The 24639-nt window shown below is 52.0% G+C and carries 16 protein-coding genes; 8 read left to right on the top strand and 8 right to left on the bottom strand.

Translation table 11 applies throughout. The annotated features are described in order from the left end of the window. Window positions 1-18: 18 nt before the first annotated feature. From gmhB to ACO0LI_RS04755, 3 genes are all read left to right on the top strand, one after another. Window positions 19-582, top strand: coding sequence for a D-glycero-beta-D-manno-heptose 1,7-bisphosphate 7-phosphatase (gmhB, locus tag ACO0LI_RS04765; RefSeq protein WP_110255684.1), 564 nt, complete (start codon window positions 19-21; stop codon window positions 580-582). 44 nt (window positions 583-626) lie between these two features. Next, window positions 627-1376 carry a lysophospholipid acyltransferase family protein gene (locus ACO0LI_RS04760; RefSeq protein ID WP_423031250.1) on the top strand — a complete coding sequence of 250 codons (750 nt, stop codon included), beginning with the start codon at window positions 627-629 and terminating at the stop codon, window positions 1374-1376. Between the two features lie 198 nt (window positions 1377-1574). Further along, window positions 1575-2531, top strand: coding sequence for a M48 family metallopeptidase (locus tag ACO0LI_RS04755; RefSeq protein WP_423031248.1), 957 nt, complete (start codon window positions 1575-1577; stop codon window positions 2529-2531). A gap of 89 nt (window positions 2532-2620) precedes the next feature. Here the strand turns inward: ACO0LI_RS04755 and ACO0LI_RS04750 are convergent, their stop codons facing one another. The 5 genes from ACO0LI_RS04750 to ACO0LI_RS04730 all read right to left on the bottom strand — a co-directional run bounded on the left by ACO0LI_RS04750 (window position 2621) and on the right by ACO0LI_RS04730 (window position 12574). Continuing rightward, window positions 2621-3379 carry a FecR family protein gene (locus ACO0LI_RS04750; RefSeq protein WP_423031246.1) on the bottom strand — a complete coding sequence of 253 codons (759 nt, stop codon included), beginning with the start codon at window positions 3377-3379 and terminating at the stop codon, window positions 2621-2623. Then, entirely contained in the window at window positions 3348-9515 is a 6168-nt protein-coding gene (locus tag ACO0LI_RS04745) for a filamentous hemagglutinin N-terminal domain-containing protein (protein WP_423031244.1), read from the bottom strand. The genes ACO0LI_RS04750 and ACO0LI_RS04745 overlap by 32 nt, the downstream gene beginning before the upstream one ends. Window positions 9516-9533: 18 nt before the next feature. Further along, entirely contained in the window at window positions 9534-11147 is a 1614-nt protein-coding gene (locus ACO0LI_RS04740) for a ShlB/FhaC/HecB family hemolysin secretion/activation protein (RefSeq protein WP_423031242.1), read from the bottom strand. Between the two features lie 428 nt (window positions 11148-11575). Then, window positions 11576-12157 carry a hypothetical protein gene (locus tag ACO0LI_RS04735; protein WP_422951822.1) on the bottom strand — a complete coding sequence of 194 codons (582 nt, stop codon included), beginning with the start codon at window positions 12155-12157 and terminating at the stop codon, window positions 11576-11578. 21 nt (window positions 12158-12178) lie between these two features. Continuing rightward, window positions 12179-12574 carry a DUF6404 family protein gene (locus ACO0LI_RS04730; RefSeq protein WP_422951821.1) on the bottom strand — a complete coding sequence of 132 codons (396 nt, stop codon included), beginning with the start codon at window positions 12572-12574 and terminating at the stop codon, window positions 12179-12181. 421 nt (window positions 12575-12995) lie between these two features. Here ACO0LI_RS04730 and ACO0LI_RS04725 point away from each other — a divergent pair, with 421 nt between their 5' ends. From ACO0LI_RS04725 to ACO0LI_RS04715, 3 genes are all read left to right on the top strand, one after another. Further along, on the top strand, window positions 12996-14144 hold the full coding sequence (locus ACO0LI_RS04725; protein ID WP_422951820.1) for an acyltransferase family protein: 1149 nt from the start codon (window positions 12996-12998) through the stop codon (window positions 14142-14144). A gap of 94 nt (window positions 14145-14238) precedes the next feature. Continuing rightward, window positions 14239-15840: a glycoside hydrolase family 10 protein gene (locus ACO0LI_RS04720; protein WP_423031240.1), complete on the top strand. Its 1602-nt coding sequence runs from the start codon at window positions 14239-14241 to the stop codon at window positions 15838-15840. Window positions 15841-16169: 329 nt separating this feature from the next. Beyond that, window positions 16170-19010, top strand: coding sequence for a TonB-dependent receptor domain-containing protein (locus ACO0LI_RS04715; protein ID WP_423031238.1), 2841 nt, complete (start codon window positions 16170-16172; stop codon window positions 19008-19010). A gap of 90 nt (window positions 19011-19100) precedes the next feature. Here the strand turns inward: ACO0LI_RS04715 and ACO0LI_RS04710 are convergent, their stop codons facing one another. Together ACO0LI_RS04710 and ACO0LI_RS04705 are read right to left on the bottom strand one after the other, a co-directional pair. Then, a complete protein-coding gene (locus ACO0LI_RS04710) occupies window positions 19101-20420 on the bottom strand; it encodes a serpin family protein (protein WP_423031236.1) in 1320 nt (439 codons plus the stop codon). A 302-nt stretch (window positions 20421-20722) separates the two neighbouring features. After that, window positions 20723-21283: a L,D-transpeptidase family protein gene (locus ACO0LI_RS04705; protein ID WP_423031235.1), complete on the bottom strand. Its 561-nt coding sequence runs from the start codon at window positions 21281-21283 to the stop codon at window positions 20723-20725. Window positions 21284-21448: 165 nt separating this feature from the next. Here ACO0LI_RS04705 and ACO0LI_RS04700 point away from each other — a divergent pair, with 165 nt between their 5' ends. Both ACO0LI_RS04700 and ACO0LI_RS04695 read left to right on the top strand, forming a co-directional pair. After that, window positions 21449-22336, top strand: a complete 888-nt coding sequence (locus ACO0LI_RS04700) for an N-acetylmuramic acid 6-phosphate etherase (RefSeq protein ID WP_423031233.1) — start codon at window positions 21449-21451, stop codon at window positions 22334-22336. Window positions 22337-22425: 89 nt separating this feature from the next. Then, a complete protein-coding gene (locus tag ACO0LI_RS04695) occupies window positions 22426-23328 on the top strand; it encodes a LysR family transcriptional regulator (RefSeq protein WP_423031231.1) in 903 nt (300 codons plus the stop codon). On the opposite strand, the gene ACO0LI_RS04690 is transcribed toward ACO0LI_RS04695, so the two are convergent. Beyond that, complete coding sequence (locus tag ACO0LI_RS04690) at window positions 23325-24626, bottom strand: serine hydrolase domain-containing protein (protein WP_423031229.1); 1302 nt, start codon at window positions 24624-24626, stop codon at window positions 23325-23327. The genes ACO0LI_RS04695 and ACO0LI_RS04690 overlap by 4 nt on opposite strands. Window positions 24627-24639 lie beyond the last annotated feature (13 nt).

Below are 24639 nucleotides of genomic sequence, written 5' to 3'. Positions count from 1 at the left end.
CACTAACCAGGATTGCAGATGAAACTCATCATCCTTGACCGCGATGGCGTTATCAACCAGGACTCGGACGACTTTATCAAGTCGCCCGAAGAATGGAAGCCAATACCGGGTTCACTGCAAGCCATCGCCCGCCTTAACCAGGCGGGCTATACGGTGGTGGTCGCAACCAACCAGTCTGGCATAGGCCGCAAACTGTTTGATATGGCCACGCTGAATGCCATCCATCAAAAAATGCACACCAGCGCCCAGCAAGTCGGTGCCACGATAGATGCGATTTTCTTTTGCCCGCATATGGCAGACGACAATTGCGATTGCCGCAAACCCAAGCCCGGCATGCTGCAAGAGATAGCCCGCCGCTATGACACCAATCTCAAGGGTGTGCATTGTGTGGGCGATTCCCTGCGTGACTTGCAGGCTGGCTTTGTTCTCGGTTGCAAACCGCATCTGGTACTGACCGGCAAAGGCAGCAAGACCCAGGAAAAAGGTGGCTTGCCGCCAGGCACGCAAGTCTTTGCTGACCTGGCCGCCATGGTCGATAAACTGGTGGAAAACTCACCATCTGAATTTAATATCGCGATCTGAGTCATTGAAAAGATTCAAACCAGCATCGCTACAATGGAGACTACATGCTTAGCTTTACCCGTTTTGTTCGTTCGCTGATTTTCTTGCTGGTGATGGCGATAGTCACCATCGTCTGGGCCCCTATCAGCATGTTGTTTGCGTTTTTGCCGTACAACCAGCGCTATTACATTACAGCCCGCTGGAATGTCACCATCATCTGGGCAGCAAAAGTAATCTGCGGCATACGCTACCAGACCAAGGGTTTTGAAAACTTCCCGGATGGCCCGGCCATCCTGTTGTCCAAGCACCAGTCTGCCTGGGAAACCATCTTCCTGTTGATGGCAACACCACGCCCACTGGTCTTCGTATTCAAGAAAGAAATTACCTATATCCCCTTCTTTGGCTGGGCCATCTCCATGCTGCGTATGATCCCTATCGACCGCAGCAAGGGCAAGGATGCGTTTGCCCACGTTGTCACGCAAGGCCGCAAACGCCTGGCTGATGGGCAATGGATCATCATGTTCCCTGAAGGTACGCGTATCGCTGTTGGCAAAAAAGGCCAGTACAAAGGCGGCGGTGCCCGTCTGGCAGTAGAAACCAATACGCCAGTCGTGCCTATCGCATTGAATTCTGGTGAATGCTGGCCAAAAAATTCTTTCACCAAATTACCGGGGACCGTTACTGTGTCCGTTGGAAAACCCATACCACCCAACGGCATGAACGCCGTGGAGCTGATGCAGGAAGTCGAGAAATGGATAGAGGCAGAAATGCGTGTGATTTCTCCGCAGGTTTATCAGTCTGAACAATCCAAATAAGCTATCGGGGCTGATGCTTGCTACATCAGCCTCTTCTTCAGCTCCTTCTCTCCTCCGCTGTAGTTTCCTCAGCAAATCTCCATTTTCAGCGGTAAAAACACGAAAACCTGAAAATAGGTCAAACTAATGTCATGCCAGCTTAAAAATTAAGCTGAGCAGATATTCACTTGCTATTGAATCAGGATTCCCCAAGCATAAATGAAGCCCCGTATTCCCTCGATAGGCAAGGCCATACAAATGGCTTTGCAACTGGATTTATTCAGTGATTTTCTGGTGCCGGACAAATTGCGTCCTGTGCCTGCCAAGACGCCGGTGCCAGCAGCAAGCCCGCTTAAAGATATCGTTCTGCGTGATGAACAGCGGCCCGCCGCACCACCCTCTCCCATACCACCGCCGTCTGCACCACCGCCATCTACCTTCGTCAATACCAGCAACAAGCGTCGCATCCTGATACAGGATTATTTGCTGGAATATGATTTGCAGCGCTCGAAGCGGCGCAGCATAGGTTTTTTGATCAATGAAGATGGTTTGCGTATCACGGCACCGCGCTGGGTAACGATTGCAGATATAGAAACAGCGATACATGAAAAGCAAGCCTGGATCTTGCGCAAGCTGACTGAGCGGCGTGAGCGCACGCAGCGCCAGCTGGAACCCACCATGCATTGGCAGGATGGGGCAAAATTGCTATATCTGGGTGGTGAGATTACCTTGCGGATTGCCCCTGCCTCTGTCAGCGGCACGCATTTCCAGAGCGAGCAGGCTGAGTTGATTATCAACCTGCCAGCGGACGCTGGTGAACAGCAATTGAAAGACCGGGTACAAGCTTGGCTGCAGCAAGAAGCCAAGCGGGTTTTCAATGAACGCCTGCCAGTATTTGCCGAAAAGCTCAATGTTCGCTATCAAAGCATGGCCTTGTCTGCAGCAGCGACGCGTTGGGGCTCTTGCACGTCACAAGGCAAGATACGCCTCAACTGGCGCCTGATCCATTTCTCCCCAATGATTATTGATTATGTGATCGCGCACGAGCTTGCGCATTTGCGTGAGATGAACCATAGCCCGCGTTTCTGGGCAACTGTGCAGTCGGTATTTCCTGATTTTGAAGTCGCGCGTAATACCTTGCGCCAGCATGCCAGTGCTGATTTGCCTGTCTTCTAAATTCAGCGACAGAGCTTAAATGCAAAACAGGATTTGCCGCTACGACAAATCCTGTCTTCACCTCAATACGTCATTACTTCATTGCATCATTACCTTACTTCGCAAATCAGACTGCCTGACTTGCTTTCATTATTGGCAGTGTCCTGATTCAGACTCACAGGGAAATTACCAGGTAATGAAAATTGCATGCCCGGGTTGTTCGGCAAAAGAATTGGCGGTCTGGTGAAGCTGATCGCAAAACCAAATTGACCCGCAGTGACGTCGATGTTGCCCGCATCATTTTTCAGGAAGACCGTGCCATCCAGGACTTGCACATACAAACCAGGAGCGCGTGGCCCATTCCCCTGAGCGTCTGCAGCACCTGAGCCAGGCTGGTTCGCGTCCTGAGGCACGAACTCTGCGATGAAGATAGTGCCGCGTATGCCTATCGATGCCGTTGGTGTATTCAGGCCAAATCTTTCTTTATTGCGCTTGCCGAGTAAGCCGGTGACAGCGCGCAAGCCGCCTTTGATCAGGGTCATGGTAAAGCCATCATTATTGGGCTTGTCTTCTTCAAAAGAAAACTGGTCTATCTTGATCTGGGTACTTGGGCGCAAAACGATTTCACTATTATCGGCAAACTTGATGCGGGCATACGTATCTTTCTCGGCAATCAGGGTATCGCCCTGCTCTATGCCAGACTGCAGGGATAATACCTTGACCGTGCCATCTGCCTTCTTGGCGATCAATGGCCCGCTGAGATGAGTCACCGTGCCTGCGATCTGCGCAGCAAAACTCAGCGCGCAGCTCAGGCACAGTGCTGCAATAAAGAAAAACTTAATTGCAGTAGAGTTTTTTATCTGTAGCATTTTTTAATACTCCGTTATCCCTGATACCGCTAAAACTGCTTCTTTGCTCGAACCTGGTTTCCCTGCCGGAATCACTGCCACTATCGAAGAAACTGCCAGGATTGCTGATAGCGTTAGTGATGAATAAGGTAGAACTGACAAAGTTATTGAGCGCAAAATTAATCGTGTTGTTCAGGATATTGCCAGTCCTGAGATCACCTATGGGCAAGACCAGTGAACAACCCAGCAAGACTGGATTGATGGCGCACTGTGCCTGGGTAGGCAACACAGCAGCGCAACCTGGCAAACCCGGATTAGCTGCGCAACTGGCCATCGAAGGCAAGACAGCAGAGCAACCGGGTGTCGCTGGATTAGCAGTACATGCAGCGAGGCCAGGCAAGACTGCGCTGCAACCTGGCGTCGATGGCGAGCCTACACAAATAGCAAGGCCAGGCAACACCGCACTACAACCGGGCAGGCCAGGGCTGGCTGTACAGGCAGCCAGGGTAGGCAAGACGGCAGAACAGCCCGCAGTGGATGGATTAGCGGTACATACTGCCAGCGTTGGTAATACGGCACTGCAACCTGCCTGCGCTGGATTGGCCGTGCAACTTGCAAAGCTAGGCAAAACAACAGAACAACCTGGCGTAGCCGGATTGGCAGTACATGCACTCAGGCTGGGCAAAACAACACTGCAGCCAGGCAGCGTAGGTGTTGCAGTACAGGATGCCAGTGTAGGCAAGACATTGCTGCAACCAGCCAGCGCAGGTGTGGCAATACAGGCACTCAGGCTAGGCAAGACCACACTGCAGCCAGGCAGGCTTGGAGTAGCCGCACATGCCGCAACCGATGGCAGCACAGATGAACAACCTGCCAAACCAGGGTTGGCGATACAAGCTGTCAAACTCGGCAGGATAGACGAACAACCAGCCAGGGCCGGGTTAGCTGTACAAGCTGCCAGCGTTGGCAAGACTACACTGCAACCTGACAGAGATGGGTTGGCAAGACATGCTGTCAGCGTGGGCAACACATTGCTGCAACCTGCCAGCGTTGGTGTGGCAATACAGGCACTCAGGCTGGGCAAGACAGCGCTGCAACCAGCCAGGGCCGGGTTAGCTGTACAAGCTGCCAGCGTCGGCAAAACAGCAGCGCAACCAGCCAGAGACGGGTTGGCCACGCATGCTGTCAAGGTCGGCAAGACACTGCTGCAACCTGCCAGCGTCGGTGTGGCGATACAGGACGCCAGCGTCGGCAATACAGCACTGCAACCAGCCAGACTACTGTTGGCGATGCAGGCAGACAGGCTGGGCAAGACCGCAGAACAGCCAGGCAAAGTCGGGCTGGCAGTACAGGCCGCAACCGATGGCAAGACAGCCGAACAGCCAGCGATGTTAGGTGATACCAGGCAGGCAGCCAGTGCAGGCAAGACCACGCTGCAACCCTGGATACTGGGGTTGGCAGTACATTGTGTCAGGCTGGGCAGCACTGCACTGCAACCCGGCTGGCCGGGATTGCTGATGCATGAGCTCAGACTAGGCAAAATCGAGCTGCAACCAGATATGGAAGGATTCGCGAGGCAAGCCGACAAACTTGGCAAGACTACGCTGCAACCTGCGAGATTCGGATTGGCCAAGCAACTACTGAGACTAGGTAATACATTTGAACAACCAAATTGCGAAGGATTGGCAATGCAGGAACTCAGGCTGGGCAAGACTACACTGCAACCTGCCAGTGTAGGGTTGGCCTGACAGGCTGCGACACTAGGCAACACCACGCTACAACCCGGCAAAGATGGATTGCTGATACAGGCTGTCAAGCTGGGCAGTACAGAGCTGCACCCTGGCGTAGATGGGTTGGCAATACATTGAGATAAAGTAGGCAGTGAGCCCCCGTTCAGGAAAGCTTGCTGCGTCACACTACCACCACTGACATTGCCTGAAATCAGTATCGCGTCGCCTGCCTTGAGCAAAATACTACCGCTGGTAGTGACCGAACCAGTGCTGCCTACCGTGAGTTTATCGGTAGTACTTCCGCTGGCACCCGCTTCAAGAGTAATGTTACCGCCATTTGAACTGGCAACAGTGCCATTGACCGTTAATGGGCTATGTGCCACCAGACTGATATTGCCCGCCTTGCTGCGTACCGCATCCGTGCTGTCCAGCGTGATTGCGCCAATATTGTCGATGAGGATATTGCCTGTACTGCCAGTGCCGCTTTGCTGCACATTGCGAAGATTCAAGGCTCCGGTATTTTTGATGTTGATGTCGGTGTTGGCACCTGTGTTATTCGCCAGCAGAACAGGCACACTGGTTTTCAAGCCGGTACTGTTTCCTATACCGCCATTGGCAGTCGCGTCCAGCGCACCAGCAGTGATGGTATTGCCATTCACCTGGGTAATTGCTCCTGTAGGAGCAGCCAGAGTGGCAGTGCCGCTACCACTGTTCACATTGGCACCGAGCGCAATGTTGCCGGCATTGGCTGTCAGATACAAGTTACCGGTTGTAGCGATACCATCCAGACTATATGAGCCTGAGCCATTAGCACCGCTTAATGTACTGACATTAATGCCCTGGGTATTCACAAAGCTCATGCTGGTATTGCTCTTGGCCGCCAGATTGCTAATGAAATTCGGGACATTCAGGTTGATGCTGTTACCAGCGACCAGGCCAAGGTCTTGTACGGTAATCGAATTAGACTGTGTAATATCGCCACCGGTCAGCAAGCCTATGCGTGTCGTCGTCAGATGCTTGATATCGGTAGCAGCACTGGTATTGGTATCGGTGATGCTAACAACAGCAATAGAACCTGATGCATTGCCAGCATCCGCACTGCCTATCGAAATAGTGGGGGCAGTGACTTTATACAAATTGGTCACACTCAGGCAAGGCCCCACAACACATGTACCAGAGCCAACAGTAATGGCACGCCCGGTAGTAAATGGACGTACGCCAAAATCACCGGCAGTGACACCGCCAGGGCCAGAAAGGGAAAGTTGATCGGCGATGAAACCGACTTTGCCAGTACCTGCACTGACATTATTCGACAGCGACAATAAACCTGTGCCAGTATTCAAAGTGACCGCCTGGTTATTGGTCGCAATACCAACGGTGGAAGAGACTGTGCTGACAGTCAGATTACCGGAAGTAACAGCTGTCAGGCTACCGCTACCCATGCCACTCTGATTGAGGTCTGCAGCAATCGAGCTGAAGCTGTTACTAGCATTGCTCAGATTAACCGAGCCTTTAGCCTGTACCGCCAGACCAGAAGTTGCGATCGCGCCACCTGCTGCCTGTGTGATACCAGCATCAGAAGTCAGAACAACACTGGATGGCGCATTAATACCACCATAGCCATCTACCGTAGTCACATTGATGGGATTGACCGAGCGGTACAAGAAACTGCCGGTACTGGAAGAACCTGAAATAACGCCTATTGCATTGGCCTCGGTCAGGGTAACACTATAGCCACGCGCCTGCACCGAACTGGCACCATCAATAGTGGCACCAGCTTGCTGGATAATTGTGCCTCCAGAATTAAGGCTGAGTGAGGTACTGATATTTTGCAAGGCACCTCCTGCACCTGAACCCAGGACTCCTTTGATATCAATACTGCCGCCACTTATGTTGCCGACTCTCAGTCGTGCGGCAGTAATGTTGTTCAATTCAGCAGCAGACAATTCCAGCGTGCCGGTAGCAACATTACTTGTGCCGGTTGCCAGGTGAATGGTGCCGATGGCATTTGAATCCAAGGTCACGGTGCCACTGCCGGCATTGACTGTACCCAGCAAATCCATCTTGTCTGATTTGAGAGAGATAGCAGCGCCGGAACTATTGATCTGTGTGCCCGATGCAGTACTAGTCATGGCATCCGCGTCAGTTGCCAGCAAATTGATGGCGCCGCCACCGCTATTAATAGTGCCGCCAGCATTCAGACTGATACCACCCTGACCGCTCACATTGATCAAGCCATTATTGCTCAGTACAGGTGCGTTGATTTGCGTAGTAAAGCCGGTAGGAGAATTCAGGTAAATTGCACCACCTGAAGTTTGCTGTTTAACGCCATAACCGGTTCCGCCCACATCATTGATGACCAGGTTGGCGCCATTGCTGGCGATGCGGATATCTCCACTGCCAGTATTAAGCGCATTCACCCTGGTAGCCTGCACTCCCATATAGTCTGTTGAAGTATTACCGTGCAAGCCAGTCACCGCGCTCAGCTTCAAATCTTTGGCATAAATGATGCTGCCGTTTTGTTGCGTGATATCTGCACCGGAAGTAATCGTGACATTGCCACTGGCAGAGGAATTGCCCCGGGCATCGGCACCGCCGGTACCAACATTCACATAACCAGTACTGTTGATCAGGATATCGCCACCAACACCAATCGTACCCGGTGTTGTTTGCAGTGTTTTGAAGATCGTGTTGCCACTGGCGCTGGTACTGATCTGGCTGCTATTGCTGGTCAGCCTGGCGACCACGATATCGGCAGTTTGCGGTGAAGCACCGGTACCAGTTTGCAACGTGATCGTACCTGTACCACTGGTCTTGATTTCCAGATTGGGGTCTGCAGCCGTCAGATTAATGCCGCGGGTAGCGCTGACATCGGTAGATGCATTGCGGGTTCTGAGCGTGATGTTGGAATTGCTGGGCAACGATATCGAACTACCGAAAAAAGCACCACTCGTATCAATAAAATTTGTCGCCTCAAGCACGATATTTGTGCCTGGTGTCAAGCCCTGCAATTCTGATTGAAACACAGTAGTCGGGCCACTATCGGCAAAATTGATAGTACCTATCGCAGATCCCTGAAATGTCCCTACACCGTCAGATGCACCGTCACCGGTGCCGCCAGCAATAGTAATCGACGACGGGTCAAGCAATAAGGTCCCTGCCTTGCCACGGGCCGCGCCCACGTTTACTTTCGCATGAAAATCCAGGCTTTGCTTGCCTGAAGTTTCTACAAAACCGCCATTTCCGCTTTGTGCCCCGCCCTGTGCAGAAATACTGCCATTCACTCTTGTCACTTCGTCCGACCAGACGACGACTTTGCCGCCATCACCAGCCTTGACAGCATCTGCACTGATTTTGGCATCGCTCGACACAAAAGCACGTTTGGCATTCATGACGGAAGGATTATCGCCATGATAATCACCACCGACCAAAACCTGACCACCACCGGTGTCGCCGCTGGCATTCACCTGGGCATTACCAGCCAGCGCCACGCGTTGACCCAGCACTTGTATATCGCCGCCCTTGCCTTTGCCAGTTGCGGTGGTTGTGCTGCCAGCATCGAGTATGGTATCTCCACTGGCCTTGAAATAAATCCTGCCGTTTTCACCTACAACGGCACTGTTGGCACTGACCAGGCCACGCTGGCTGATCAGACCGCCATAAATCCCGACCTTGCCACCCTGGGCAATGACTTGCCCCAGGTTGATTGCCTGATCAGCATTGGCGCTGACTACCACGTGTACATCCGGGTTGGCTGAATCAACCAGCTTTACCGAGCGCCCTGCTGCCAGCAAGACCTCACCCTTGGGTGAGGTGATGATGCCGCTGTTTTCTACATCCGGTGCGATCAGGTAAACCTGCCCACCAGACGGCGTCGTGATCGCGCCCTGGTTGCTGACCTTGCCTGCTATAGTACCGGCATTGAAATTCAGTTTGCCAGCCTTGAAATCGGCATCACTCATGCCCAGACTGGAAACTGTCAGGCCATTGACATCAACCTGCGCCCCTTTGCCAAACAATATGCCATTCGGGTTAATCAAAAACACCCGTCCATTCGACTGCAAGGTACCCAGGATTTGGGTGGGATTCTGGCCGATGATGCGGTTCAATACCGTGCTGTTGGCACTCTCTTGTATGAAGCGGGTAGTCTCACCGGCATTGATGAAAAAATCCTGCCAGTTGATGATCGCACCTGGCGTATTAGTGATGGTATAGACCTTGCCATCCTGATTGAAGATGACTTTGCCATTGATGATCTGCGGCCCTACGGGATTTGCATGGGCCAGGCTGGTAATGAAACCCGTACCAAAACTTGCTGCCAGCAAAACCGGCATAAGCCGGGGGAGCAATCTCGGTAACGAGACCTGCTTCAAGTCCGATCGCAATACTGATACAGATTGAGCGAACATATCGATTTCTTTTCTCATGCTCTTCCTCATCCATCATTAATAGTTGACGCCCAGCCTGACATGCAAACGCCTGTCATCTTTGCTCAATTCATCCGGCGCATGCAGCGACTTGCCATAGTCCATCTGCAGCGACATCATGCGTGACATGGCCAGCCTGATGCCTATGCCTACGCTGGAAAGGGAAGCCGAACTCTGCTCCCCAGGCAGCGCCTTGTTACGCGAGAGATGGGCAGCGTCATAAAAGCCAAGTAACTGGCATTGGGTAAAACTGGCACTGAAACCGGCACACAGATTAGGGGTATAAATTTCTGCACTGATCAGAGTGCCATAGTCATTGGCCAGCGCCCGTTCAGTAAAGCCTCGCACACTGCTGGCACCACCGGCACCGAACTGCTCACCGGGTACCAGGCTGTCCCTCGTATATTGACCACTGAGCATGAGCTTCAATTGCCAGGCTGCTGGCAATACCTTGCTATAACCAAAGCCATAGCGCAGGATGCTGTAGCCAGCAGTCGCGCCACTGCGCACTCGCTGGAAATCTTCGGTCTTGCCCTTTTCACCGCCGGGCAAATTGTGCACTGCTGTCACATAGGCATTTGTCTCACCTGCTGTGGAATTCAGGCTGGCGGCATAGCTGATACTGATGGGGTGGACAGTGACATCATTACCCAGTTGTATGCCTTGCAGGGCCACATTGTTCTTGAATGCCTTGTAGTCCCAGCCAAAGCTCAGACGTGAATCAAAATCTTCACTGCGGCCCAGATTGAAGTTATAACGCCCACCTACGACAGAACCACGACCACTGACATTGAGGTCAAAAATACCAGCCGAGACTGAACCAGAATCAACATTCGAATAACTCGCATACAAATCCACACTGTCACCACGCTCATACAGTGGCAAATGGTAGCCAACACCAAACACCGCGTACTTACTCGGTTTTTGCAGGGTGGTCGTATATTGCAGGCTAAGTACATCATCATGCCCGCTGACATTGGCATGCTGGAACAACAAGCCCAGATGTGACTTGCCGGTATTGCTGTCACCAGCATTATCCACAGTTGCTCCAACTGTCCAGGGCTTGCTGTCGGTGACATTCAGGACTGCATTGACTTCGCCTTCCTGATTCGATGTCTCGAATTGCAAACTGGTTTTTTTGGCGGGATTTTCATTTGCCGTCTTCAGGCTCTCAGACAGCTTTTTAATATTGGGGGTATCACCTGTGCGCAACTGGGGCAGGCTGCGTTTGATATTGTCACTGTCGAAATGTCGGTTGCCCTTGACACTGACACTGGCAATGCGTGCCTGCACGACGATGAATTTAACGACGCCCTGGTTCAATTCCTGCTCAGGCAAGACCACCTGCACCAGACTGTAACCTTTCTGGCGATAAGCTTTTTCCAGTGCTTCGAGTGCCCTTTGCACATCGGCAAAACTGCGGCCCTTGCCGGCATATGGTGCCAGCAGGCTATCGAGTGCAGCAGCACTCAGCAAATTATTGCCTTTGACATCGTAACGGCTGATATCAAAACGCCCAATGACGCTATCGGTATCCTGCGCCGCCAGTGGCTGGCTAAGCCCCAATGCCATGGCGAATAGCAGGCTGAGGCTAAGACGGGATTTGACGTGCTTGTTCTTCAACGGTCTCATACTAAGATTTCCCAGTTACTGAGTCGTGCCATACCAAGTTTTTTATGTGCGGAGCCTGGCCAGCCTCCGCGATGTACTGATTTATGCTGATTGTGCTGATATTGCTTGTCGACTTCTATTTTTATATCGAATTCTGTGCTGAAGATGCGCGCAAAAAACTGCGGCTGAAATGTCTGCTTACAAGTATCCTGCAATCCAATAAGCACTACAAGCACTATGTTGTTATTTCAAACATGCTGTCTTATTTTGCATTCGGGAAATTTAAAACTGATGCGCTTTATTCAGATTAAAGCGCAGAAATATGAATGTGAGAGGTTTAAATGCGAGAAAAATGCGAGAAATTGGAATGTGTGAAATTTGGACTTCGTGAAGTTAAAACAGAAAATTGATGGACGGGTAGTTATGAACGAATAATTATGGACGTGTAATTATGGACGAATAGCGCGGCGCTTCACTTTCCCGTCTTTGCTTTCGATAATGTGATCAAATTCATCGACACTAAAACTGCGGGTAATCGTCAGCGACGGGCAACACATGGCATCACCTGAAGTCATTTCCTTGCCCTTCAGAGTGACGAAGCCCTGATTGATGCTGACACTATTAAAGTCAAAGGAGCGCCAGCCACGCTCCCCCAGCTTGGCAACAGCCACCAGCAGATAGGGCCTGGTATGTTTGCCGGCTACTTCAAATTGTTCCTGTTCGGTAAAAAAGGCGATGAATTCTGCATGATGGTTGCCGCCACCATATCCTTCGAGATTGAACAGCAGAACAGCGTCATGTTGATGGTCGCCAAACAAATTTCCATAGACGATACGGGCAGGGTTTTCGCTATAAGTTTCTGCAATGCCATCGCTAAACTGTGCGATCAGCCTTTCTAGCTCAAGCTGCATTGCTGTCTGTTGCGCTGTTGATGCCGTCACCGCCGCACGAACTGGCGTTGAAGCAGCCTGAACAGTTGTGCAGACAAGCAGCGTGAAGCTGCACAGCAAAGTGGAAAGAAAATACTTCATGCCATCATCAATCATCATCCATCAGGCGAGGTTGTCAGGCTTGAACTCTTGCCAGGATGGCAGCCCATGCTTGCGTTTGCCATGCGCATAATAGCTGGCTAGGGCCAGACCAAACAGAATACCGGCAATCCCTGCGGAATTCAGCATGGCAGTGGCTGACATGGCCGTTTTGGACCAGACAAAAAAGTACATCAATGCGCCCCAGCCTATGGCATAAAAGCTGCCAGAAAACAGCGCGTTTTGCCAGAACTGGGCGAAGTGTGGCGGCGGAACATCAAAACCCATACGCCACAACAGCCTCAAGTAAGGTGGCGCATAATTGCTGCGCATGATGCCGGTTTTTTCCAGCAACTTTAAGGCTGCCTGGCGTTTGAGCTCTTTACTATTTCCACGATTGTCTGATTCAGTGGTATTCATCTGTGTGCTTATCAAGAAAAACGATACAAGTGCGTAACTGACTTGTTTGACTCATAAAAACGCCTACAATAAAACTGCACTTTAATATTGGATTATAGGCAACTTAAAGCTTGCCTGGAGCTTTTCCGGTATAGATAAACGACAAAAGAATAAATACTTTTGGCCTTGCTGCCAGGCAGGCTGTTGAAAATATTGATTTACAGAAAGAAACCCAAAACCAGTAAAGGCAGCGAATAACCCAGGCTTATATCTGATGAATAAAAAGTCAATCGCAGTTAACTGGTATTAGTGTCTATGATGTATGTAATCCTTCTTTCCTCGTTGGATTAACTCTCATGACTCCCCCAAGACGAACGAGATTTTCAAGGGCGCGCAAGCGCCCTTTTTTTCAGCTGGTGTTTAGTTGGCATTACCCATTGCGATGAATAAATCAAGACTACTGTCACTCGATGCATTTCGCGGCTTCACCATTGCCAGCATGTTCCTGGTGAATAATCCGGGTGACTGGGGACAATTGTACCCACCACTTGAACATGCCGCCTGGTCAGGCTGGACTTTTACTGACTGTATTTTCCCTTTCTTCCTGTTCATCGTCGGCATTTCTCTGCATATCTCGTTGCATCAGAAATTGATGTCTGGCTATGCCCAGGGGCAGTTGTTCAGGCAAACTGCCAAACGGGCTTTTTGGATATTCCTGATTGGCCTGACGCTGAACCTGATACCCAGCTTTGATTTCCAGTCTGTACGCATCCCTGGCGTTTTACAGCGCATCGCCCTGTGCACTCTGCTGGCCGCGCCAATACTGATTTATTGTGGCTGGAAATGGCAGGCAATCTGGACTGGCATACTCTTCACCGTATATTCCATCCTCATGTTAGCCGTATCTGTACCGGATGTTGACGGCGTCTGGGCAAGAGGCATACTGGAACCGGGGCGCGATGCCGGTGCCTGGCTGGACCGGCTCTTGCTCGACGGGCACTTATGGAAACGCGCAAAAACCTGGGATCCTGAGGGCGTGCTGAGCAGCCTGCCCGCCGTCTGCAGTGTAATCTTTGGTGCATGGGCCGGACGCTGGCTCAGCAGCAAGCAGGATGCTGCTACCAAAACTGCCTGGTTCTTTGTCACAGGCCTGGCTTGCCTGGCAATTGGTGTGGTACTGGATACCTTGTTCATGCCCATCAATAAAAGCCTGTGGACACCCTCTTACAGTATTTTCATGACAGGCTGGGCACTGATCAGCTTTGCCTGTTTTTACTGGCTGCTGGATGGCAATCCCTCAGCCATGCTAAAAAAGTCCATGGCAAAGCTCTGTCATCCCTTTGTCATGTATGGCATGAATGCCCTGTTCCTGTTCACCCTGTCTGGCCTGATTGCCAAAATGCTGGGGTTTATCCATGTAGATCAGGCAGATGGCACTAAACCCAGCCTGCAGGCGTTTATCTATGCACCGATCAAGGCTCTGCCCATGAATGCCGTCAATGCCTCCCTGCTGTATGCAATACTGTTTAATCTGCTGATGTTGCTGATCGCCTGGGCAATGTGGAAGAAACGCTGGTTTGTCAAAGTGTAATGCAGTAGCATCTCAGGTCTTTCGCTCTTTATTGCATTATTAGTCCGGCTTATCCATGTTTTCGTTACCCCCCACGTCAAGACCTGCTTTTACTTTGTCTAATTTGAAAATTGCTCTTCAAGGTTTCAAGTTGCCTGCGCTGGCCGCATCTGCGTGTGCACTGATGCTTGCCTGTACTACAGCAACGCCGCCAGCAAAGCCCCAGCCCAAACCTGTCGTAGTCGATCTGACCATCATCCCGCAAAATGCTCTGGTCAATTACCCTGTGCAAGTCAAAGACGCGCCGCCCTTGCCGCGTGAATTCCGCGCTGCCTGGGTATCAACCGTAGCGAATATAGACTGGCCCTCCCGTCGTGACTTGAGCACAGAAAAACAAAAAAACGAAGTCCTCACCATACTCGACAATGCGGTGCAGTTGAAACTGAATGCCATCGTCTTGCAGGTGCGCCCGGCGGCGGATGCCATCTATCCATCCATGATAGAACCCTGGTCAGAGTTTTTGACCGGTGAGCAAGGACGGCCACCTTCACCTTATTACGACCCTCTGCAATTCTGGGTGGAGCAAGCTCACGCACGCGGCCTGGAATTGCATGCCTGGTTCAACCCCTACCGTTCCCGCACCGCGCAATCCAAAATGGCGCTGGCGACCAACCATATCAGCAAGCTGGCACCGCAAGTTGTGAAGAATTATGGTGACCTGCAATGGATGGACCCGGGTGAACCGCTGGCGATGCAGCAAACCCTGAATGTCATCAGTGACGTGGTGCGCCGTTATGATGTCGATGGCATCCATATCGACGATTATTTCTACCCTTACCCAGTCAAGGGCAGCAATGGCGCAGAGCAGGATTTCCCTGACGACCCGTCCTGGGTAGCTTATCTGCAGTCTGGCGGCAAACTGGCGCGTGCCGACTGGCGCCGTGATAATGTCAACCGCCTGGTAGAAGCAGTCAACCAGCGCGTGCATCTGGAAAAACCCTGGGTGAAATTTGGAATCAGTCCGTTTGGCATAGGCAGACCAGACCGCTTGCCGCCTGGCATTGCCGGTTTCATCCAATATGACAAGTTGTATGCCGATGTAGAACTGTGGCTGGCCAAAGGCTGGCTGGATTATCTCGCACCGCAACTTTACTGGCCGATCAACCAGGGGCCGCAGGCTTTCAAGGTCTTGCATGATTACTGGCTAGCCCAGAACCCCACTGGCAAGCATATCTGGCCTGGTTTGTATACGAGCCGCATAGACAATACGGACAAGTCCTGGCCTGCCGATGAAATCCTGAACCAGGTCGATGCCTTGCGTGAAAAGGCCGGTAATGGCCATATCCATTTCAGCATGGCAGCACTGAACCAGAACCGCAAAGACATACGCAAACGTCTGGCGAGCGAGAAATACACGTCCCAGTCGCTGGTCCCTGCCAGCCCCTGGCTGGACAGCAGCCCACCTGCCAGCGCTGTGCTGGAAGCCAGTGCCGACAAGAAATCATTACGCGTACAACTGAGCTATACCAGCAATACCCGCCTGCTGGCGATCTGGAAGCGCACAGACCAGCAATGGCTGTTCTCTGTCGTGCCAGCCCAGAACATGAGCATAGACATCAGCGATGACCCTCAGCTAGGGGCTATCCGGCAAGTCACGGTGTCAGCCATCAGCCGAACCGGGGTAGAAGGCGTGCGTGCCAGTTATAGCCTGCCTTGATGCCAGGTTGACATAAACTCAATCAGCAAGTGTGGTTTTTAGATACGTATGAACAGTCTTGTCCATACGTATTTTTCTTTGGCGTGTGCGCGGTTTTTCCTCTGAAATCAGCATCCGCACTGGCTGGCGCGCCGGTCATGGCAAACCCCATATCTTTTGGTTATCGCCCGTCATGATATTTTCATTTGTCACGTATTGTGACAAAACCCTAGTCTGGAACATATAAACATACACATAAAATTTATATCAATTCAAAGCAGCGACCAGAATTGAGCATAAACAAATACCGAGCTCACAATATCAATGTCGTACGACCCAAGGAGAGACCAGTGAAGTTAAAGACCATAGCCAGGTGCATCGCCCTGATAGGCATGTCTGCAGGTGCCAGCGGATGGGTGCAGGCGCAGGAACAACCTGCTCCATCACCGCAAAGGGTAGAAATTACCGGTAGTAGCATCAAGCGTATTGCCTCCGAAGGTGCTTTGCCGATTGAGGTCATTACCCGCAAGCAACTCGAAGCTGCGGGCATCGTCACTGCCGAACAATTTATCGCCAACCTGAATATCAATGGCAATGGCTCTGACAATCTGGCCAGTAACGCTGACGTTACCTCCGGTGCCCAGCGCGGCAATAACGGCGCATCTTCCGCCAACCTGCGTGGCCAGGGTGCTGACAGCACGCTGGTGCTATTGAATGGCCGCCGCGTTGCCACCCATGGCATGAAGGGTTCGGCAGTCGATCTGAACTCCATACCGATGGCTGCGGTGGAAAGAATCGAAGTCCTGAAAGATGGTGCCTCCGCCATCTACGGTACCGATGCGATTGGTGGCGTCATCAACTTCATCCTTCGCAAGAATTACAATGGACTGGAAGCCCAGGCCTTTACCGATATCTCGCAGCAAGGTGGCGGCAATATCAAGCGCGTGTCCATAGTTGGTGGCTTTGGTGACCTCGAAAATGATCACTACAATGTTCTGCTGACAGCGACCCACAGCGAGAACGATGCATTGCGTGGCGACCAGCGTGATTTTGTAAATACCTTCCAGCCCAACCGTGGTTTGTCGGTAGATACCCGTGGTACACCGAATGCGACTGTATTTGCCACCTCACTGGCAAACACTATACTCAGCAACAAGAGCAATAGTGGCCCGGTCTTCCCTGGTACTACCCAGGTCATGAATGCCATCAACGTATTGAACTTGCCGGGTGGTGCAGGTTGTAGCGCTGTCGATGGCATGGCGGCATATGATGCCAAGCTGTGGGATGTGGCATCTTCCAAATATGCCTGCGCCTGGGACACAGGCCGCGCTGCGGTGCTGCAACAGCCTGTCAAGAACGATAACTTTGTCGCCCGTGCCACGTTCAAGATAGGCACACACCAGTTATTTGCCGAAGCAGTTGGCTCCCAGGTTGAAGTGTCAAAACGCTTTTCACCTAACCAGGTATCGCCGGGCACCAACTTCCCTGCGTCTTCATTTTATCCAAGCACAGGTTCTGCCTATAACGATGTATTCAATGCCATCGTGGCAGTATTCCCCAGCATAGAAGCCAATCGCGGTGCACCTATCGCCTACCGCTGGCGCTGTATGGAATGTGGTAACCGTGAAATCTCTACCCGCACAGAAGCAGGCCGCCTGCAACTGGGTGCCGATGGACAGATAGGTAAATGGGATTACCGCGTTGGCCTGTCACGTGCCTATAGTGAGTCTGAATCCAAACTGGGCACTGGTTATAACTATACCGTTGCACTGGCAAATGCCCTGGGTACAGGCATCATCAATCCTTTCCTGAAGCCTGGTGAAAAGCAATCACAAGCTGCGCTTGACCTGATCAACAGCACCTCAGCCGCAGGTGTCACACTGTACGGTGGTAAAACCACGCTGACCCAGGCTGATGCTGCCTTATCTGGCGAAATCTGGCAATTGCCTGCAGGCCCGGTCATGGCCGCTATAGGCACTGACTTGCGCAAGGAAGAATATACTTTCAACGGTGACGCCAGGGCAGCCAGCGTACGGCCTGCCATCCTGAATGCGCCATTTGATGACAGCAATGCCTTGCCTAAAGTCAGCCGCGACATACGCGCCGTGTATGCCGAGGTACTGGTACCGGTCTTGAAATCACTGGAAGTCACCGTTGCAGGCCGCCAGGATCATTACTCTGGTTTTGGCAGCACTTTCAATCCCAAGGTAAGCTTCCGTTATACACCGACAGATACGCTGCTGTTCCGTGGTTCGTACAACACAGGCTTCCGTGCGCCGTCATTCAACCAGTTGTTTAACGGTATTACTGACTCACCTTACGCCGGTAAAGACCTGGCCGATCCGGCCACCTGCCCAACGCTGAAGGTCGATAGCAGCAAGCCTGGGTGTGCCGCCATCACGCCAAATATCCTGACTGGCGGTAAAACCACGCTGGGCCCTGAAAAAGCCAAACAAGCTACGGTAGGTGTGGTGTGGGCCCCAAGCAGTAACTTCAGTGCTAATGCCGATATCTGGGAAATCCGCAAGGAAAATTCCATCACCACCATAGACCTGACCACGATGCTGCAAAACTATGATCTGTTCAGGGATCAGTTCTTGCGTGACAGCACAGGCGCATTGGCTTTCGTTGATCAGCGCTGGGTCAATGCCGGTTCCAGCATCACCCGTGGTGTAGAAGTTGGAGCCAAAGCGAATGGTGCAATTTTCAATGGCAAATGGGCTGCCGGTCTGGATGGCTCTTATCTGCTGGAGAAAAAATCCCGCCCCATGGCTAACGCACCTTATGGCGAAAGCGAAGTTGGCCGCTTCACCTTCACCGGTGACCTTGGTCTGAGATGGAAGCATACCGCTTTTGTCAATTACACCCAGGGTGACTGGACAGGTACCTTCACGCAGATTTACCGTGCTGGCTATAAGGATCAGGTCTTGCCTGGCGTACAGAATGGCCTGGTCATGCCATCGAACTACAATCCTAATGTCAAAGCCTACATCATCTACAACATGAGTGTGACGTATAGCGGCATCAAGAACCTGACGCTGACTGCCGGTTTGAAAAACATCTTCAATACCGACCCGCCATTTGCCATCACTTATGACAGCAATACCGGTGCAGGCAGCTCGTGGGAACCACGCGTTGCTGATCCACGTGGCCGTGCATTTACTTTACTGGCGAATTACAAGTTCAAGTAAAACGAACAGATAACGAGCCAAACAAAAATCCCCTGGCATCAATCAATGCCAGGGGATTTTTTTATGCACTGCGACTAAAACATCTAACGATTAGCTCGCGGGATTCATGAGCTTACCCATAAAGATGATGAGACCAGTCTGCCTGTCTCTGATCATGAACAGGAAAGGACGATCCAGTGTCAGCTTCAAGGGTTGAGTCACATTGATACTGGTGACACCAATCAATACACCCGTAGCAGCGGCAGCTTCTGTGCCCTTCTCATCAACATTGATGAAGGCCTTGTGCATGACACCAGAAATTGACAATTCGCGGTTACCGCTTATCCCGGAAAAATCTGCCTTGCTTGCATCAAAGGCAGCGCCCATGCCCAGAGTGTTCAGGCTGGAATTCATCGTCGGGCTGGCGCTGAAGTTAAACTTGGGCATGCTCAAGGCAATGTAATTGTCTTTCAAGCCTGTCGTAATGTCGTTGATCGTAGTGCTGCTGAGGCCCTGGATAAAGCTGTCAAACTTGCCGGCATCAGGCGCGACGACCAGCATGGCCAGTTTGTTATCGATGTAGGGCAGTTCCACCGCCTGATAGCCTTTGCCCTGCACGTACGGGAAATTGCTGGTCAAATTCATGAAGGGCAGATTTTTCACGCTACCTTTACGGTCAGTAAAATCCTGGTTTTTTGTCGCCTCTTTGGTAAATGGCTGCGCCCAGTCTGATTTGAACCAGATCGCATTTGTCAGCACCACGCGGGTCTGTGATGAAACGCCACCGGCAGGTATCAGATCCTTGATTTTTTGCTGGGTCTGATCAGCCACCCAGTTATTGATTGTCAGACGTGAAGGTTCTGCAGCGCCGACAAAATCCTGCAAGTTCACAGCAGCACCAAAATTCACACTGAGTGCATCCAGGTAACTGCTTTGCAAACTATAACCCTGCTGTGCCCACAGGGCATTGGCAATATTTAAATTAGGCAATTGCGCATTTGGTTTGGCGGCGGTCGAAGTTTTATCCGCCAGCAGTAAATCAAGGCGATTCAGGGCTGGTTGCAAACGGCTTTGCTGCAGTTGGAAAGCCAGAGCCTTTTCCATGCCAGTGAGGGTATCGCCCTTGGCACCGGCTGCTGCCATCTCCAGTGCCAGTGTCAGGCTATACGGTGAATACACCAGATTGCTATCGCCCTGCGGATCCAGCAATGGCAGGATTTTGAGAGCAAACTCAGTATTTCCGGCCACTGCCGCAGCCAGATCGGCATCGCTGGCTTGCGGGGCAATATTGCGTGTCAGCGAGGATTTGGCTGTACTGACAGCCTGGGGTTTACTGGTATCAGGAGTAGTGGCCGTGGCTGCGGTACCTGCCCCGCCGCAGGCAGAAACCAGAGCAAGTAACAAGCTTGAACATAGGAGTGTAGGGCGCATATTGAGCTTTCAATTGAGCTGTCAGAATAGAAACACCTGACCATGATACGCCCGGCCTTATCCTGAATCAGCTCAAAAATGTACTCAAATTGTCATCAAATTGTAAATACTGAAAGATATTCTCAAATAAGCAATGTCAGCTCCTTCCCCTTCAAGGGGAAGGCTGGGATGGGGATGGGTTTCTGTAACAAAATATATTGCCGTTAATTGACCGAAACCCATCCCCACCCTAACCCTCCCCTTGAAAGGGAGGGAATTCATGAGTCGTTTTTTGTGAAGCACCTTATTCCGGAAGCTATTGCTCAGGTTTTATTGGCAACATCAAGCACATCCACCACCGCACCAACACCCACCCGCTCAAACAGCTCGGCAATATCTACCGAGCGCATGCGTATGCAGCCATAGCTGGCAGGTGTGCCCAGCAGGCTTTCCTGTGGCGTGCCGTGGATATAGATAAAGCGTGGATAGGCATTGCGGTTGCGCACTTCGGTGCCACGCAACCACAGTATGCGCGTCACCACGGGGTCACGCCCAGGCGCATCTGCAGCCACAATCTCGCCGGTAGGCTTGCGGTCTTTGAAAACTGAACCCAGCGGCACGCCAGCACCGATTTTCTCGGCGATCTGCATGCGGCCACCCGGCGTCATATAGCTGTCTGGCATATCACCTATGCCGCGTTTGGCGGTAGAAATGACATAGGTCGCGACTGGCTGGCCATCTTCCAGCAACACCATTTTTTGCTCAGGGACTGAGATGATCAATTGATGGCGGGTGTCACCGCCTTGCAGCCAGCCCCACTGGCAGGCGGACAGCAGCAAGCTGGCAGCCAGTATCAATATCAAGTGACGCCGAAGAATTTGCATTGTTTATCTGTGCTTTAACGATAAGCCAGCATAAGCTGATCAAAGAGCATCTGCAAATAATTCATGCAGCCGCACGCATTACCTGAAGTTATGGGCCGGGTATCAGCTTTCATTTGTACTCTGCGGGCAGAGGACATAAGGTAATGAAAGAAAAGGAATTAAGCCATGCTGAATACAGAAGCACCAAGCGTTAACCACACCGGACTGGATTTATACCCGACCACGCAACTGGTTGATGCCTTCATTGATGATCAGTTCAATGCCATACGTGCGGTCAGCCTGGCCGCGGCACAAATCGCGGCCGCTGTGGATGCCGCCGCACCTCGCATACTCGCAGGTGGCCGCCTGGTGTATGTCGGTGCCGGCACTTCTGGCCGCCTGGGTGTACTGGATGGCGTGGAATTATTACCGACCTTCTCATGGCCAAACGAACGCGCTTTGTCCTTGCTGGCAGGTGGCAAGCAAGCCATGTTTGTTGCAGTCGAAGGTGCAGAAGATAATGCCGACCGAGGTGCAAAAGAAATCCAGGAACTGGGTTTGACGGCCAATGATGTAGTGATGCTGATTGCTGCATCCGGTGCCACACCGTATGTGTTGGGAGCCTTGCAGGCAGCGCGCCAGACTGGTGCCCTGACCATAGGCTTTGCCAATAATCCCGGCGCACCTGTGACTTTGCAGGCCGAGATAGGCATCACCCTCGATACCGGTAGTGAAGTGATTTCAGGCAGTACCCGCCTGAAAGCAGGCACCTCGCAAAAAGTCGCCCTGAACAGTTTTTCTAGCGCCTTGATGGTGCGCCTGCACAAGGTTTATGGCAACCTCATGGTGGATGTCAAACCGACTAATGTCAAACTGCTGCGACGCACCGTTGCCTTGACCATGCATGCAACCGGGCGCGACGAAGCACATTGCCGCCGAATTCTTGAAGAATGTGACTTCCATGTCAAAACAGCGATACTGGCTATCCTCAACAACATCAGCGTGACAGCGGCACATGCCAAATTGCTGGCCTGCGGTGATGACCTGCGTCTTGCCCTGCGTACTACGGTTTGAACTACAACAGTTGAGCGTCAATCAATACGGCAATAAATCCCGCCAGGCGTTACAATCAAGCTCGATTTTTTGCTGAATGGACTTTCACCATGCGTTTGCGTCATATCGAAGTTTTTCATGCCATCATGCAGGCAGGCACGATCAGTGGCGCTGCACAATTGTTGAATATTTCACAGCCAGCCGCGACCAAGGTCTTGCAGCATTGTGAAATACAACTGGGCCTGAAACTGTTTGAGCGTATCAAGGGCAAGCTGCACCCGACACCAGAAGCGCACAAGCTGTTTGCTGAAGTCGATAAACTCAACCGTGATTTGCAATCAGTACGCAGGCTGGCCAGCAACTTGAAAAATCATCCTGACGAGGCAGTCAGGCTGGCATCAACACCGACCCTGTCGATTACGGTAGTGCCCACCGCACTGGCCGCCTGGCGCAAGAAATTTGGCAATGTGCATTGCACACTGGCGACCCATCACACCAGCGAGATTGTGAATGCCCTGTTGCTCGGCGACGTAGATTTTGCGCTGTCATTGTACGACCCCTGCCACCCGAATATCGCATCCGAGCCCTTGATACGCGGCAGCATGACTGCCATCGCACCGCTGGGTAGCTGGGCAAAGAACCTGGACAACACTGCCCTGCCTGTCGCCGACCTTCCCAAGAACTTGATTGCGCTGGATCTCGACGACCATCTCGTCAGCCGCGTCATGGATGCGTGTGAAGAACAGGGCCTGAGCTTTACTTCTTACACCGTAGTGCAGACCTACTTGCTGGCCAGAACGCTGGTGGAACTGGGTGCTGGCGCAGCCGTCATTGACCCCTTTACTGCCGCTACATCTGACCATAGCAAAGTGCAATGCCGCCCGTTGTCGCCGAATGTGCCTGTGGATTTATATTTATTGACGGTGAAATCTACACCACTGTCACGCTCTGCGCGCGCATTTGTAGAATGCATCAAGGAAGCTGGAACTGAGTTTATTGCCTGTACCAGCTAAAACAGAGTGTAAAGCGATGTCTGTATCTGTTCTTCCCAGATACTAAGGCTGGAATAGACACCAGGATTTTTTTCCGGGTCAGCCGCAACACCGCCTATGACGTAGATCATGCCATTGCGTGTTGCAGGGTCAAACAGGAAAGCCGATTGCAAACCATAGGCAAAGCCCAGATGGCCAACCGGCTTGAAGGCAGACCGGGCCTGTACCAGCCTGTCGCCAGAATGCGCAGCGCTGGTGTCAGTGAAACGCTGAAAACCCAGCCCCCAGGATAAAAACAGGCCATGGTAATCATCACCATTGTGGGTCTTTGCGTCGTAACGCCACTGCTCTGATGTCAAAGCCCTGACGCTGGCAGGTTTTAGCAAACGCACGCCATCAAGCTCCCCCTCGTTCATGAGCATCTGCATGATGCGGCTCAAACCCTGTACGCTGATGCGCAAACCGCCTTGCGGGCTGGACAGGGTGGCATTCGTGCCTGGCCGGTAGTTTTCCAATTGTCTTTTAAGCAGAGGTTTATTGCGAAAATCATCTGTCTGCGCCACCCAGGGGCCTTGCGGATTCCAGACTTCATTCGCCTGCTTGCGGTATAAAACAGCCAGCCGCGACAAGGCATCTACCGACAAAAGTTCAGGGTGATACGCGCCTTCTATCTGCAAGGGATGCAAGACCAGATTTTGCATGAGCAGATCAAAGCGCTGGCCGCTGACGGCTTCCATGACAGTGCCGAGCACGCCCCAGTTCAAATTCACATAATCAAAATAAAGACCAGGGGCAAAGTTCTCTCCCGGTTTGGCTGTCGCCGGATCAGCCCATTGCAAACCTTGCGCATAATTCTTGCCGCCCGGCTGCAAAAAACTCTGCATGCTGACATCTGTCGGGAAATTATAGCCGCCGTCATCCCGCAGGGATGAAGTATGACTGAGCAGCATGCGGGTAGTAATCACTTTATCTGGATAATGCGGGTTCCTGAGTTTGAAACCCAGGTAGTTGCTGATATCGGCATCCAGGTCAAGCTTGCCCTGCTCTACCAGGCACATCGCACCTATGGCCGCCACCATCTTGGAGACCGATGCAACGCGAAACAGGGTTTGGCTGTCAGCAGACAGGCTATTGGCGGGGTTTTGCAGGTCTATATAGCGCTGACCAAACTGTTGCTGATAAACGACTTTACCAGCCTTGATTGCCAGTACAGACAGGCTGGAAAGCGCTTTATCTGGCTGCGCGACAATCGTAGCCAATTGCTGCGTTACCAGTTGTTCAGATGCCGGATTGACTTGCGCCATGGCCGTGCTTGCCATCAAGGATAAAAGC

The organism is Undibacterium sp. Tian12W (genome assembly GCF_049339405.1).
Taxonomy (GTDB): domain Bacteria; phylum Pseudomonadota; class Gammaproteobacteria; order Burkholderiales; family Burkholderiaceae_D; genus Undibacterium.
The sequence above is the reverse complement of the archived record's forward strand: the minus strand, read 5'-3'. Positions and strand labels throughout refer to the sequence as shown.